The organism is Pseudonocardia sp. (assembly GCF_025965585.1).
Classification (GTDB): domain Bacteria; phylum Actinomycetota; class Actinomycetes; order Mycobacteriales; family Pseudonocardiaceae; genus Pseudonocardia.
Genome location: NZ_JAOPWR010000186.1, coordinates 14,323 through 27,586 on the forward strand (window position 1 = coordinate 14,323; position 13,264 = coordinate 27,586).

The window sequence follows — 13,264 nt, forward strand, 5'->3', positions numbered from 1 at the left end:
CGGCACGGCACCCGCAGCCGTCCGGCGAGCGACGACGACGCGGTGGACGGCAACATCCCGGTCGGCGACGGCCCCCCGTCCACCCGCGGACCGGCGGACCCGCGCGACGTCCTGGGGGCTCCCCCGCCCACCGACCGCCTGCGCGGCTGGATCGTCACGCTGACCCTGACGCTGGTGGCCGGCGTCGTGCGGTTCGTCGGGCTGGGCCACCCCACCGACGGCGGCACCCCGGTCTTCGACGAGAAGCACTACGTCCCGCAGGCCTGGCAGATGCTGCGCAACGGCGGCGTCGAGGACAACCCGGGCTTCGAGCTCGTGGTGCACCCCCCGCTCGCGAAGCAGCTCATCGCGCTCGGCGAGCTCGTCTTCGGCTACAACGGCGTCGGCTGGCGGGTCTCGGCCGCACTGGCCGGGGTGCTCTGCGTGTTCCTCATCGTCCGGGCGGGCCGGCGGCTCACCCGATCGACGCTGCTCGGCGGCATCGCAGGCATCCTGCTGATCTGCGACGGGCTGTCGCACGTCCAGTCGCGGATGGGGATGCTCGACATCTTCTCCGCGGTGTTCGTGCTCGCCGCGTTCTGCACGCTTCTCTGCGACCGCGACGACGTGCGCGCCCGGATGGCCGTGGTCGTGGCGGAGGACCGGGTCCACGACTCGCCCTACGGGCCCCGGCTCGGGGTGCGCTGGTGGCGGCTGGCCACCGGCGTGCTGCTCGGGCTGGGCTGTGCCGTCAAGTGGTCGGGCATCTACTGGGTACTCGCGTTCGCGGTCCTCGCCGTGCTGTGGGACCTCATGGCGCGGCGCGCCGTCGGCGTCACCCGGCCGTGGGTGGGCACGCTGCGCCGCGACGTCCTCCCGGCGGTGTGGGCGCTCGCGATCGTGCCGGTGCTGGTCTACCTGTCGGCCTGGTGGGCGTGGTGGGGCAGCGAGACGGCGGTCGACCGCTACGCCGTCGGCGAGAAGGTGGCGCCGGGCGGGCTGCTGTCGTTCCTGCCCGAGGCGATGCAGGGCTTCATCTACTTCCAGCAGAAGGTGCTGCAGTTCCACGAGGGCCTGACCACGGCGGCCGCGGGCGTGCACCCGTGGGAGTCCAAGCCATGGACGTGGCCGATGGGGCTGCGCCCGATGCTCTACTACTACGCGTCCGGCCAGGACGTCACGGGCTGCGGCAGCACCGACTGCGTGAGCGCCGTGATGCTCATCGGCACCCCTGCCCTGTGGTGGCCCGCGATCCCCGTGCTGGCGTTCGGGCTGTGGCGGCTCGTCACGCGGTTCGACTGGCGCTGGGCCGCCGTGCTCGTGGGCTACGGCGCGGGCATCGTCCCGTGGTTCATGGACATGGCCCGGCAGATGTTCTACTTCTACATGACGCCGGTGGTGCCGTTCCTCGTGCTCGCCACGGTGCTGGTGATGGGCGAGATCCTCGGCCGCGCGGGTGCGTCGAAGGAGCGCAGACAGACCGGCCTGCTCGTCGTCGCGCTCTGGGTCGGGCTGGTCGTGGCCAACTTCGTCTGGCTCTTCCCGATACTGGACGGCCTGCCGATCACCGCGGCCCAGTGGAACGCGGAGCTCTGGCTGCCGTCGTGGCGTGCGTGATCAGGAGCTGACGGCGAGCAGCACACTCGCGCCCAGCGCCAGGCCGGCACTGCCGATCTGCATCCCGGTGAGCCGCTCGCGCAGCACGAACCGCGCCAGCAGCACCACGATCACCGGATAGAGCGACACCACCACCGCGCTGACGCCGAGGTCGCCGGTGCGCGTGGCGACGAGGAACAGCACGTTGGCCCCGGTGTCGAAGACGCCGCTGACGAGCAGCAGCCGCGTGACGCCCGCCCGCAGCCACACGTCGAGCACGCTGTCCGGTCGGTCCGGGGCTGCCATGCGACCAGCCGGAACCGGGGTGCGGCGGACGGCGCCCAGCGCCAGGATCGTCAGGAGCGGGACCGTCGTGAGACGGCCGACCAGCAGCGGCCACAGGCCGCAGTCCTGGGGGGTGGCGTCGAGTGCCACGAAGAACAGCGCGAACCCGACGCCCGCGCCGAGCGCCAGCAGCGGGCCGGTGCGGGCGCCCCTGCCGCGCGCCGTGCCCGCGTTGGCCAGCAGGATCGCCACCAGCGCGACGACGATCGCGAACAGCGTCAGCGCGCTCGGCCGCTCGCCCCCGGCGATGCCGATCAGCAGCGGCAGCCCCGCCCCGACCACCGCCGAGAGCGGCGCCACCACACCCATCGGGCCGACCGCGAGACCCCGCAGGTAGAGCAGCAGCCCGGCCGCACCGGCCAGGCCGCCCGCCGCGCCGAGCCCGAACGCCGCCGCCGAGGGCGCGCCGCCCACGAGGACGACGAAGGGCAGCAGCGCCACCAGCCCGACGACCTGCACGCCCGCCGTGACGGCCAGGACCGGGGCACGGCGGGAGGCGATGCCACCCGCGAAGTCGGCGATGCCGTAGGCGAGGGCTGCGGGCAGGGCAATGGGAACAGACATCGTTCATCTCAGTTCAGTAGAATGTACTTGCTCAGCCATCAAAGTAGCTTCTGCCGGGCAAGCGTGCAATGAACTATCCGCAGGAGTACGGCAGACTGTCCACCATGCAGTCACCTGACGCCGTCGCCGCCGCGGTCGGACGCAACGTCCGCGCACTGCGCCAGCAGCGGCGCATGACGATCGACGCCCTCGCCGCCGCCGCGGGCGTCAGCCGGGGCACGGTGATCCAGATCGAGACCGCCCGCGGCAACCCCAGCATCGGCACGCTCGTGGCGCTGGCCGCCGCGCTGCGGGTGGGAGTCGCCTCGCTCGTCGGCGGCGACGCCGAGCCGCGCGTGGTGGTCCGCCGCGACGCCGAGGCCGCCCGGCTGTGGAGCAGCGCCGCCGGGAGCAGCGCGGTGTTCCGCATCGGCACCGACCCGCCCGACGTCGTCGAACTGTGGGACTGGACGCTGCAACCGGGCGACGGCTTCGACGGCGAGGCGCACCCGATGGGCACCCAGGAGGTGCTGTCAGTGCTGTCGGGACGGCTCGACCTGTGCGTCGGCGCCACGAACCAGCAGCTGACGGAGGGCGACACGGTGATGTTCCAGGCCCACGCCCCGCACCGCTACAGCAGCGTGGGCGACGTGCCGGTCCGGTTCGTGATGGTGGTGCTGCAGCCCGGCGACGCCGGACTGGTCCCCCCGACCAGCATCGCCGAGGCCGAGACCCCGCCGGACTGACCGGCGCAGCGTCGGTGACGTCGGACGGCCGCTCTCAGGCCGCGGCCCCGAACTGGTCCCACAGCGCCTGCAGCGCGGTGACCGGCGCGACGAAGCTGTGCAGGCCCTGGTCTAACAGGATGCCGGCCACGCCCTGCCCGACGACCGTGGGCGCCAGCCCCGTCACGTCCTTCGGGGTGATCGACATCGCCGGGATGCCCGCCTCGTCGACCGGCCCGCCCTGGCGGCTCGCGAAGTCCTTGACGTGGCGGTCGCTGGTGAAGGCCAGCAGGAACGTGGCGTCCTCGACCACCCCGACCATCGGGCGCGGGTCGGCCGCGTCCCCGGTCGGCAGCAGCCACCAGTGCTCCAGCCCGTAGACGGCCTGCCAGAGCCGGCCCACCTTCGGGGCGCTCGGGTCGTTTCGGACGGCGGTGGCGAGCTCGTCGGCGTCGGTCATGCCCGCGATTCTAAAGCTGCGGACAGGAAATGTTCCATACGGAAGCGAATCAGCAGACGTCTGGCTGCAACGGGCGGTGCACCGGGTCGACGGCGAGCGTCACGCCCTCGACCTGTGAGCGGTACTGGCAGCCACCCCGGGTGAGCACCTCAACGGTGCCCCCGTCGACGAAGCGGACGGCCAGCGGCGGCGGCCCGGACTCCTGACCCTGGTAGACGAGCGATTCCTGCTCGAACGGGCCGCTGCCCGCCCGCAGGACCACCGCGTACACCGGGTCGAGCGTGGCCCCCGAGCCCTGCAGGACGACGAGGCTGCGCCCGCCCGCGGACACCCGCGTCAGCTCCTGGTTGGTGCCCGCCAGCCGGCTCGCCGCGAACACGAACCCGGCCCACCCGAGGACGACGAAGAACCCCACCAGCAGCGCCAGGCCCCGCAGCAGCCCGCGCCGCGTCACCACCGCGAACGCCGCAGTGAGCAGCACCAGCGCCAGCCCGACCAGGCCCGCGGTGAACCACCTCGCGTAGCGGAGATGGAACGGATCGGCCAGCGACACGCCCGCCAGCATGCCCACGACCAGCACCAGGACGATCAGGGCGACGGTGCTGCGCAGTCGGGTCACCCGGGGCATCCTGCCGGACACCCGGCACACCCACACATCCTGCGTATCAACGGGCACCCCTCGTGGCTCACCCGTGCGCACCCCGCGCACCCCGAGGAGGACCTCCATGGCAGATCCGACCCAGATCGGGCGCTGGGACCCGGTGTTCCCGCTACCGAACGTCGCGATCCACACGCACCTGCTACCCGACGGCACGGTGCTGTTCTGGGGGCGGCGCGACGACCCCGCGGCCTCGCTGAACGAGCACTCCTGCACGCCGCACGTCTGGGATCCCGTCACCGGGACGTCCACGCCCACACCGCGGCCCGCGCTCGCCGACGGCACGACGGTCAACCTGTTCTGCTCGGGGCACGCCTTCCTGCCCGACGGCAGGCTGCTCGTCGCGGGCGGGCACCTCACCGACGGCCACGGCGTGAACCAGGCCTGCACCTACGACCACGTGACCCGGACCTGGGCCGCCCTGCCCCCGATGAACGACGGGCGCTGGTACCCGACCGTCACGACGCTCGCCGACGGGCGCGCGCTGGTGATCTCCGGCAGCGTCACGGACGGCAGCGGGCCCAACCGGGTCCCGCAGATCTGGGACGGCACGGCGTGGCAGCCGACCGTCGACTTCACCGGGCTGCCGCTCTACCCGCGGATGCACGTCGCGCCGGACGGGCGGGTGCTGATGTCCGGGTCCAACCCCACGACGTACCTGCTGGACACCGCGGGTGCCGGGGCCTGGACGCCCATCGGCGCGCGGGCGAACGGCGACCGCCAGTACGCGCCGTCGGTGATGTACGCACCGGGCCGGGTGATCTACATCGGCGGCGGTAACGACGCGGGTACCGACCTGCCCACGGCCGCCACGGAGGTCATCGACCTCACCGCAGCCGCCCCGGCCTGGCGGCCGGCCGCGAGCACGGGCTTCCGGCGCCGCCAGCACAACGCGACGGTGCTGCCCGACGGCACCGTGCTCGTCACGGGCGGGACGAGCGGCCCCGGTTTCGACGACGTCTCGCCCGGCCACCCCGTGCACGTGGCCGAGCTGTGGGATCCCGGCACCGACAGGTGGACCGCGATGGCCGCGGAGGACGTCGACCGCTGCTACCACGCCACGGCCCTGCTGCTGCCCGACGCGACGGTGCTCAGTGCCGGCGGTGGCGAGTACGTGATCGGCACCGACCCCAACCCGCCCGGCGACACCCACCGCGACGCGCAGGTCTTCCACCCGCCGTACCTGTTCCGCGGCCCACGCCCGGAGATCGCGGCCGCGCCCGCCGCGATCGTCCACGGGGAGGCGTTCACCGTCGCGGTGCAGGACCCCGACATCGCGCGCGTGACGCTGGTCCGGCTCGGCTCGGTGACGCACTCGTTCGACCAGAACCAGCGCTTCGCGCCGCTCGCGTTCACGGCGCTGGGCACGACCCTGACGGTGACGGCACCCGCCGGTCCGGCGGACTTCCCGCCCGGCCACGCCCTGCTCTTCGTGCTCAGCGGTGCGGGGGTGCCGTCGGTGGCGCGGATCGTGCAGGTCACGGCACCCGCGCCGGCCGATGGGCCGGTCGTGGCGGTGCGGGCGACCGACGTGCCGGCGGCCGATGTGCGGGCGGCCGAGGTGCGGGCCACCGCCCCGAGCGCAGCGCCTGCGGGGACACGGGTGACGGTCGGTCTCACGGCGCAGTGCCCCTACGGGCTCAGCGCCTGCTGGGGCGGGGCGTACGAGGCGCTGGGCACGCTGGACGGGGTTGCCGCGGTGGACCCCTTCGCCGACGCGCGCGACTCCACCGCCGTGGTGCACCTCCGCGACCAGGGCCTGCCCGACCTCGACCGCTGGCCGGCCCGCCTCGCGGCCTCCGCCGGGGGCGGCTACGCGTTCCGCGGCATCGAGCTGACGCTCACCGGCACGCTCCGCGCACGGGCGGCCCTGCTGCACCTGGTCGCGCCCGGCCTCCCCGCCCCCGTCCGGCTGCGCGCGCTCCGCCCGGGCACCGAGCTGGCCTGGGACCTCGAGACCCGCGGCCCCCGCGCGGCCACCCCCGACGAGCGCGACGCCTACCGCACCCTGCGCCGCCGGTGGCGGGCCGACCCGGACGGCTTCACGGTCCGGGTGACGGGACCGGCCCTGAAGGGCCGCGGTGGCTGGTCGCTGCTGGTCCGCGTCGTCGAGGACGGGGGCTGAGCGTCTCGGCTACCCCGCCGCCGCGACGATCGCCGCCGCGAACGCCGCGGTGGCGGCGGGCGGGGCCTGGGGCAGGAACAACGACGGCTCGGCCAGCTCCAGCTCCAGCAGCAGCGGGCCGCCGTCGGCGCCCTCCACCAGGTCGACGCGGGCGTAGAGCAGGTCCTCGCGGGCGAACGGCGCGGCGTCCAGCACCGCCTCGGCCACCTCCCGCTCGGCCGCGGTGGGCTCGGTCGCCGAGATCTTCTCCGTCGCGAACAGCTTGTCGGCGCTGAGCACGTGACCGGGGGTGAGCAGGGCGGCCTTGGAGGCGGCGTGGCTGAACGCTCCGCCGACGAACAGCAGCGCCGTCTCGCCCCGGGTGTCGACGCTGGCCTGGTAGGGCTGCACCATCACGGTCCGGCCCGCGGCGAGCAGCCGCTGGGCGTGGTCGCGGGCGGCGGGGTGCGCGTCGGCGGCGTAGCGCGCGGTGTTGCGGCTCCCCGCCGACACCGACGGCTTCACCACGAACTCGACGCCGTCCGGCAGTGCGACGGCGTCGCCGGGCTCGAGGAACGCGGTGGGAACGACCGGTACGCCTGCGAGCTCACGCAGGTAGGTCTTGTCGGTGTTCCAGGCGAGCACATCGGGGCCGTTGCGCAGCGTGGTGCGGGCCGCGGTGTCCCGGGCCCAGCCCAGGAACTCGTCGCGGCGGGCCGAGTAGTCCCAGGCCGAGCGCACGACCGCGACGTCGAAGTCGTCCCACGCGACCGCGGGGTCGTCCCACGGCACGACGGCGACCTCCGCCCCGGCGGAGTGCAGCGCGGGCAGCAGCAGGGGCTCGTCGTCGTCGGTGCCGATGGCGGACGTTGCGGTGACGATCGCGATGCGCATGCCCGGGATCCTGCCGGAACGCGAACACCCCGATCTCACATGGAGATCGGGGTGTCGGGATGCGTGTTGTGGAGCTGAGGGGAATCGAACCCCTGACCTTCTCGATGCGAACGAGACGCGCTACCAATTGCGCCACAGCCCCGGTGCCTGCCGTTCCCGGCGGGCGTGGAAGACACTATCAGTCGCCTACTCGCCCACCGCACGCCGGTAGTCGGGTCGGGCCGGACCGTCGAGGTCGTAGAGGTCGGGATCACCGTCGATCTCCTCCACCAGTGACGTACCCGCAGGCAGAGCAGGCGGCGGCGCGGGCCGCAGCCGCGGCAGCGCGATCTCCTCGACCGGGTCGGACAGCTCGGTGGCGGTGCTCAGCGACGCTCCGGTGCCGGTGACGCGCTCGGGCTGCTCGCGCTCCAGCTCGTTCTCCCCGTCGTGCTCGTCCGCCCCTAGGTGGTCTGCGCCGAGCTGGTCTGCGCCGTGCTCGTCCGCGTCGTGGGCGAGGTCCTCGCCGGGCTCCGCCTCCTCGGCGCTGCCGTCGGCGTCGGGACGGTGGGCCGCCTCGCGCCCGCGGCGGGCCCACTCGTCGAGCTCCGGGTCCTCGGCGGCCGGGCGGCGCCGGGTACCGGCCATGCGGGCGGCGCGGCGGTCGCGGATCGCCTCCTCCATCCGCACCTGGCGACGCAGGTAGACGAGGTAGCCGACGAGCGCGAGGTCGACGGCGCCGTGCACCCACCAGACGGCGGGGACGGAGACGGCCGCGACGGCACCCGTGACCACCGCGGCCACCAGCATCGCGAGCACCACCCGCTGCCGGAACGTGTAGCGGTACCGGGCCGCCGTCGCGGCGGCCTCCGGGTCGTAACCGCCGCGTCCGGGGCGGTAGCGCGGCGGCGGGCGCTCCCACCGGCGGTCGTCCTCGTCGAGCTCGCGCTCGTCGTCGTACTCGTCGTGGGCGTACCGGGCCTCGCGGTCGGGCTCGGACTGCTCGCGGTCGGGCTCGGACCGCTCGCGGTCGTGCTCGGACTGCTCGTCGTCGTCGCCGGCCGGATCGAGGCCGGTGTCCCGGTCGGCGTCGAGCTCGTCGCCGTCCTCGAGATCGGCGGCGGCGTCATCGGGACGCGGCTCGGTCGCCACCGCCCCGGCCTGGGCGCTCGGCATCCGGGCCGCGGAAACGGCGCCTGCCGGCGTCGCGGCGCCGGACCGCGCCGCCGGAACGCGCGGCGCCTCGTCCGCGTCGAGGGTTCGCTCACGTGAGTCCGTCACGTCCACCTCCAGGTTGTGGCGCCGCCGCGGTCGCTCGAGCACCCGGCCGGAGAGCGCCGCCACGCTGGGCTTCGCCACTTCCTGGCGGTGTCGCGCGACCGCAGGGACGAGGATGAGCAGCCACAACACCACGAGGCCCACGAAGATCATCGAACTGGGCACGGCTGCCTCCTCCCCCCACGGCGCAGTCCGGTCGCGACCCGTCTCCCCAGTCGAGATCACGTCCGGACCCCAACGGTAGTGAGCGCGGCGGGGTGAACCCGGTAGCGACGCGCCGTTGCCTTGCGGGTTCACCCATGAGGACCAGGGGACCACTGAGACGCATGGTGCTCATGTGGGTGTACGGAGTGTTACGAATGAATAACAGAGAGTCGTACGCGACCTCAGGCGCGGGAGGCGCGGCCCTCGGCCACGAGCCGCCCCGCGAGCCCGCCGGGCAGCAGCTCGTCGGCGGTCAGGGCGTAGCAGTAGTGGTCGCGCCAGGCCCCGTCGATGTCGAGGTAGCGCCGGAAGAGCCCCTCCTGGCGGAACCCGAGCTTCTCCAGCACGCGGATGCTCGCGCCGTTCTCGGGGCGGACGGTGGCCTCCAGGCGGTGCAGCCCCACCGGCCCGAAGCAGTGGTCGACGGCGAGCGCGACGGCCGCGGTGATCACGCCGCCACCGGTGACCGTCGAGTCCACCCAGTATCCGACGTAGGCCGACAGCAGCGGCTCGCGCAGGACGTTGCCGACCATCACGTGGCCGACGAACCGGCCGTCCAGCGTCACGGCGAACGGCAGGGCCACGCCCCGCCGGCCCGCCGAGCGCAGCTGGAGCCACCGCCCGGGCCACTCCGTGGCGGCGTTGCGGCGGATCCAACCCCCGGGCATCGTCGGCTCCCACGGCGAGAGGTGGCGCTCGTCGCGGGTGCGGATGGCCGACCAGTCCGAGCCGTCACGGAGCCGGACCGACCGCAGCGCCACGACCCCGGCCGGGACCTTCAGCGGGCCGGGCCGGGAGGGCCATCCGGGATGCCGTCCGACAGGGGGCTCCGGGTACGAGTGCGCCATGGCGGATCGCGGGTCCGCTCAGGAGCCCGGCAGGAACGCGACGGTCACCTGCTCGTCGACGGTGGCCTCGGTGACGTCCTCCGGCAGCACGATCAGCCCGTTCGCGTCCACGAGCGACGACAGCAGGTGCGTGCCGGACGTGCCCAACGGCTGCACGAGGTAGTCGCCGGTGGCCTTCTCGCGCAGCAACCGGGCCCGCAGATAGCCCCGGCGACCGGCCACGGACGCGACCGGCGAGGTGAGGCGCGCGGTCGTCGTGCGGCGGTACGGGTCGGGGCGGCCCTGCGCGGTGCGCAGCAGCGGACGCACCATCACCTCGAACAGCAGCAGGGCCGTGGCGGGGTTCGCGGGGAAGAGGAACGTGGGCACGGCGTCCGGGCCCAGGCGCCCGAAGCCCTGCGACGACCCGGGGTGCATCGCGACGCGGGTGAGGTCGACCTCGCCGAGCCCGGAGAGCGCCGCCTGAACCTCGGCGCCCGCGCGCCCGCCGACGTTGCCGCAGACCACGATCACGTCGCTGAACGGGAGGCGGTCCTGCATCGCGGCGCCGATCTCCCGCGCGTCGCCGCGCACGAGCTTGGCGCGCGAGGTGTCTGCCCCGGCCTCGCGGGCGGCGGCGGTGAGGGCGTGCGAGCACACGTCCGCGACCTGGCCCGCGCCGGGCGTGCGGGCGAGCTCCACCAGCTCGTCGCCGACGGAGATCACCGAGACCCGCGGCTTCGGGTGCACCAGCACCTTGTCGCGGCCCGCGGCGGCCAGCATCCCGACCTGGGCTGCACCGATGATCGCGTCACGGCGCACGGCCACGTCGCCGGGCTGCACGTCCTCGCCGACGCGGCGCACGAACCCGGCCGAGGGCACCCTGCGGTGGACGACGATCCGCGCCGCGCCGCCGTCGGTCCAGTCCACTGGCACGACGGCGTCGGCCAGCGTGGGCAGCGGGGCGCCCGCAGCCACCCGCACCGCCTGCCCGGGCTGCAGGCGCAGCGGCTGTCGCGACCCGGCCGGGATCTCCCCGACGACGGGCACCTCGACCGTCTCGCCGTCCACGGCGGACACCACGTCGACGCTGCGCACCGCGTAGCCGTCGATGGCGGCCATGTCGAAGCCCGGCAGCGGGCGCGAGCTCACGACCTCCTCGGCGCAGCGCAGGCCGTAGGCCTCCGCGATGGCCAGACGCACGGGCGCAGGGCGGACGGCGGAGCCGAGGACCCGTTCGAGCTGCTCGTCGACCGAACGCACGTGCCGCTCAGCGCTCCAGTCGGGCGGTCAGCCAGGACCGCAGATCGGGGCCGTACTCGGGAGTCTCCAGCGCGAAGTCGACGAACGCCCGCACGTAGCTGCCCGGGTTGCCGAGGTCGTGCCGGCCGCCGCGGTGCACCACCACGTGCACCGGGTGGCCCTCGGAGATCAGCAGCTGCACGGCGTCGGTGAGCTGCAGCTCGCCGCCCGCCCCCGGGGTGATGCGGTCGAGCGCGTCGAAGATCGCGACGTCGAGCAGGTAGCGGCCGGCGGCCGCGAAGGTGGACGGCGCGTCGGCGGCGGCGGGCTTCTCCACCATGCCGTGCACCTGCTTGACGTCGGGGTCGTCGGTGTCGCTGACCTCGAAGACACCGTAGGCGGATATCTCCTCACGCGGGATGTCGAACGCGCAGAGCACGCTGCCGCCGAACTGCTCCCGGACCGCGGCCATCCGCCCCAGCACGCCGGACGGGAGCACGAGGTCGTCGGGCAGCAGCACCGCGAACGCGCCTTCGCCGCGCGGGATCTCGGCGCGCGCGCAACCGACGGCGTGGCCCAGCCCGAGGGGCTCGTCCTGCGTGACGGTGCGGACGGCGATGAGGTCGTGCGCGCGACGCACCTTCGCCACGAGACCGTCCTTGCCGCGCGCGGAGAGGGTCTTCTCCAGCTCGGACGAGTCGGCGAAGTGGGCGGCGACCGCGTCCTTGCCGGGGGAGGTGATGATCAGCAGCTGCTCCGCGCCCGCCTCGGCCGCCTCGGCGGCGACGAGCTCGATGCCCGGTGTGTCGACGACGGGCAGAAGCTCCTTGGGCACGGTCTTGGTCGTCGGCAGGAACCGCGTGCCCAGGCCTGCGGCCGGAACGACGGCAGTACGGAACGTCGGCCGCGCCGACGACGCGCTCGCAAGCTCGCTCATGCTCGAGGACCCTATCTGCGCCGGTAACCTGCGCCGGTGACGGCACGCGCGGACGTACCGCCCTCCCCCGACGGTGATGGCGGGGGGCCGGCCGTCCGGGAGGAGAAGGACGCGTGGCGGCGCCGCCTGCTGGCCGCCCGCCGGGCCCTCCCCGCCGCCGTCCGCGCGGCCCGGGCCGCCGCGCTCGCCGCGGGTGCCGTACGGCTCGCCGACGGGACGAGCGGCCCCGTGTGCGCGTATCTCCCGGTGGGATCGGAGCCGGGCACGTCCTCGCTGGTGGAGGCGTTGCGCGAGGCCGGCCACGACGTGCTGCTCCCGGTGGTGCCCCCGGCTCCCGGACCGCTGGACTGGGCCCGCTTCGACGGCGTCGAGGCGCTGGGGCCGGGTCCGCTCGGGCTGCGCGAACCGGTGGGCCCGCGGCTCGGACCCGCGACCGTGACGCACGCGGGCCTGATGCTCGTACCCGCACTGGCCGCCGACCGCGACGGCCGTCGGCTGGGCCGCGGCGGCGGCTTCTACGACCGCACGTTGCCGCTGGCCCGGACCGCGACGCCCCTGGTGGTGGTGCTGAACGACGACGAGCTGGTGGCGCGGGTGCCGGTGGAGCCGCACGACCGCCGGGTGACCGGCGCGCTACTCCCGGATGCGGGAGTGATCCGGCTGGGGAACAGTTCGTGATCCCGGAGGGTTATGCTGGCACTCTCTGTGTGCGAGTGCCAGTTAGCGGAGGAATACGTGCCCACCTACCAGTACGCCTGCACCGTCTGCAACCACCGGTTCGACGCTGTGCAGTCCTTCTCGGATCCATCGCTGACGGAGTGCCCTAGGTGCTCCGGCAAGCTGCGGAAGATCTTCTCCTCGGTCGGCATCGTGTTCAAGGGCAGCGGCTTCTACCGCACCGACAGCCGCGCGGCCGCAGGCAGCACCGTCGCGAGCGAGTCCAAGAGCGAGTCGAAGGGCTCCGAGAGCTCGTCGAACGGCTCGGCGCCGAGCACGTCGTCCTCCACCTCGGAGAAGTCCTCGTCGGAGAAGTCCTCGTCGACGTCCTCGTCGAGCGGCTCGGGGGGCTCCAGCTCCACTCCCGCGGCTGCGGCGTCCTGACAGCCCCGCGCGAGTTGTCCCCATCGCGGTTCGGCTGTCCACAGGTTCACTGACAGCCGCCCGGTGAGGGCCCGGCCGACCTAGCGTCGGTCCATGACCACCGACCGGCTCGCGCCCCGCCTGCGTCACCGCCTCGTCGCGGCGGCCACCGGGCCGGGCTGGCGCCGCATCGCCCTGGCCCGGAGGATCGCCGCGGCCGTCCTCGCGGGGCTGGCGCTCGTCCTGGCCGTCCTCCCGCGCTCCGCGGCCGCCGGGGCGCCGGTCGCCGTCGCGGCCGTTGAGATCCCCGCGGGCGCCACCGTCCGCGGCACCGACGTGGTCGTGCGCGAGTGGCCGGCCGAGCTGGTCCCCGCGGGTGCGCTGGGCGATCCGGCCGCCGCCGAGGGTCGGGT

14 protein-coding genes, 1 tRNA gene and 1 pseudogene are annotated in these 13,264 nt (G+C 74.3%); 6 read left to right on the forward strand and 10 right to left on the reverse strand.

The genetic code is table 11. From position 1 onward, the window contains the following. The first annotated feature begins 54 nt into the window (after positions 1-54). On the forward strand, positions 55-1,596 hold the full coding sequence (locus JWR81_RS11940; RefSeq protein ID WP_297650589.1) for a phospholipid carrier-dependent glycosyltransferase: 1,542 nt from the start codon (positions 55-57) through the stop codon (positions 1,594-1,596). Here the strand turns inward: JWR81_RS11940 and JWR81_RS11945 are convergent, their stop codons facing one another. Continuing rightward, positions 1,597-2,484 carry an EamA family transporter gene (locus tag JWR81_RS11945; protein WP_297650564.1) on the reverse strand — a complete coding sequence of 296 codons (888 nt, stop codon included), beginning with the start codon at positions 2,482-2,484 and terminating at the stop codon, positions 1,597-1,599. Positions 2,485-2,588: 104 nt separating this feature from the next. Between JWR81_RS11945 and JWR81_RS11950 the strand changes: the two genes are divergently transcribed. After that, complete coding sequence (locus JWR81_RS11950; RefSeq protein ID WP_297650566.1) at positions 2,589-3,209, forward strand: helix-turn-helix domain-containing protein; 621 nt, start codon at positions 2,589-2,591, stop codon at positions 3,207-3,209. 34 nt (positions 3,210-3,243) lie between these two features. On the opposite strand, the gene JWR81_RS11955 is transcribed toward JWR81_RS11950, so the two are convergent. After that, positions 3,244-3,648 carry a hypothetical protein gene (locus JWR81_RS11955; RefSeq protein ID WP_297650568.1) on the reverse strand — a complete coding sequence of 135 codons (405 nt, stop codon included), beginning with the start codon at positions 3,646-3,648 and terminating at the stop codon, positions 3,244-3,246. 49 nt (positions 3,649-3,697) lie between these two features. Then, positions 3,698-4,267: a hypothetical protein gene (locus tag JWR81_RS11960; protein WP_297650571.1), complete on the reverse strand. Its 570-nt coding sequence runs from the start codon at positions 4,265-4,267 to the stop codon at positions 3,698-3,700. Between the two features lie 106 nt (positions 4,268-4,373). On the opposite strand from JWR81_RS11960, the gene JWR81_RS11965 reads away from it, so the two are divergent. Continuing rightward, the gene (locus tag JWR81_RS11965) at positions 4,374-6,431 is read left to right on the forward strand and encodes a glyoxal oxidase (RefSeq protein ID WP_297650573.1); all 2,058 of its coding nucleotides are present in this window, start codon (positions 4,374-4,376) and stop codon (positions 6,429-6,431) included. 9 nt (positions 6,432-6,440) lie between these two features. Here the strand turns inward: JWR81_RS11965 and JWR81_RS11970 are convergent, their stop codons facing one another. From JWR81_RS11970 to JWR81_RS11995, 6 genes are all read right to left on the reverse strand, one after another. Beyond that, on the reverse strand, positions 6,441-7,304 hold the full coding sequence (locus tag JWR81_RS11970; RefSeq protein WP_297650575.1) for a hypothetical protein: 864 nt from the start codon (positions 7,302-7,304) through the stop codon (positions 6,441-6,443). A gap of 69 nt (positions 7,305-7,373) precedes the next feature. Next, positions 7,374-7,446, reverse strand: a tRNA-Ala gene (locus JWR81_RS11975). 44 nt (positions 7,447-7,490) lie between these two features. Next, positions 7,491-8,726 carry a gephyrin-like molybdotransferase receptor GlpR gene (gene glpR, locus JWR81_RS34325; protein ID WP_367278776.1) on the reverse strand — a complete coding sequence of 412 codons (1,236 nt, stop codon included), beginning with the start codon at positions 8,724-8,726 and terminating at the stop codon, positions 7,491-7,493. Positions 8,727-8,947: 221 nt separating this feature from the next. Next, positions 8,948-9,613: a GNAT family protein gene (locus tag JWR81_RS11985; protein ID WP_297650577.1), complete on the reverse strand. Its 666-nt coding sequence runs from the start codon at positions 9,611-9,613 to the stop codon at positions 8,948-8,950. An 18-nt stretch (positions 9,614-9,631) separates the two neighbouring features. Next, positions 9,632-10,855 (reverse strand): gephyrin-like molybdotransferase Glp, encoded by a 1,224-nt coding sequence (gene glp, locus JWR81_RS11990; RefSeq protein WP_297650579.1) that lies wholly within the window; start codon positions 10,853-10,855, stop codon positions 9,632-9,634. Positions 10,856-10,862: 7 nt separating this feature from the next. Next, positions 10,863-11,771: a UTP--glucose-1-phosphate uridylyltransferase gene (locus JWR81_RS11995; RefSeq protein WP_297650581.1), complete on the reverse strand. Its 909-nt coding sequence runs from the start codon at positions 11,769-11,771 to the stop codon at positions 10,863-10,865. Positions 11,772-11,807: 36 nt separating this feature from the next. Between JWR81_RS11995 and JWR81_RS12000 the strand changes: the two genes are divergently transcribed. Both JWR81_RS12000 and JWR81_RS34330 read left to right on the forward strand, forming a co-directional pair. Next, complete coding sequence (locus JWR81_RS12000; protein ID WP_297650583.1) at positions 11,808-12,449, forward strand: 5-formyltetrahydrofolate cyclo-ligase; 642 nt, start codon at positions 11,808-11,810, stop codon at positions 12,447-12,449. Positions 12,450-12,461: 12 nt separating this feature from the next. After that, a pseudogene (locus tag JWR81_RS34330) lies at positions 12,462-12,647 on the forward strand (FmdB family zinc ribbon protein); the annotation flags it as partial. 14 nt (positions 12,648-12,661) lie between these two features. Here the strand turns inward: JWR81_RS34330 and JWR81_RS34335 are convergent. Next, complete coding sequence (locus JWR81_RS34335) at positions 12,662-12,850, reverse strand: hypothetical protein (RefSeq protein WP_367278777.1); 189 nt, start codon at positions 12,848-12,850, stop codon at positions 12,662-12,664. A 115-nt stretch (positions 12,851-12,965) separates the two neighbouring features. Between JWR81_RS34335 and JWR81_RS12010 the strand changes: the two genes are divergently transcribed. Further along, on the forward strand, positions 12,966-13,264 hold a 299-nt coding region (locus JWR81_RS12010; RefSeq protein ID WP_297650587.1), incomplete at its 3' end, for an SAF domain-containing protein.

What these genes read in the sequence shown, in the direction of transcription:
- JWR81_RS11945 (WP_297650564.1), bottom strand. Translation starts at nt 2,484, where the DNA reads ATGTCTGTTCCCATTGCCCTGCCCGCAGCCCTCGCCTACGGCATCGCC.
- JWR81_RS11950 (WP_297650566.1), top strand. Translation starts at nt 2,589, where the DNA reads ATGCAGTCACCTGACGCCGTCGCCGCCGCGGTCGGACGCAACGTCCGC.
- JWR81_RS11955 (WP_297650568.1), bottom strand. Translation starts at nt 3,648, where the DNA reads ATGACCGACGCCGACGAGCTCGCCACCGCCGTCCGAAACGACCCGAGC.
- JWR81_RS11965 (WP_297650573.1), top strand. Translation starts at nt 4,374, where the DNA reads ATGGCAGATCCGACCCAGATCGGGCGCTGGGACCCGGTGTTCCCGCTA.
- JWR81_RS11970 (WP_297650575.1), bottom strand. Translation starts at nt 7,304, where the DNA reads ATGCGCATCGCGATCGTCACCGCAACGTCCGCCATCGGCACCGACGAC.
- JWR81_RS11985 (WP_297650577.1), bottom strand. Translation starts at nt 9,613, where the DNA reads ATGGCGCACTCGTACCCGGAGCCCCCTGTCGGACGGCATCCCGGATGG.
- JWR81_RS11995 (WP_297650581.1), bottom strand. Translation starts at nt 11,771, where the DNA reads ATGAGCGAGCTTGCGAGCGCGTCGTCGGCGCGGCCGACGTTCCGTACT.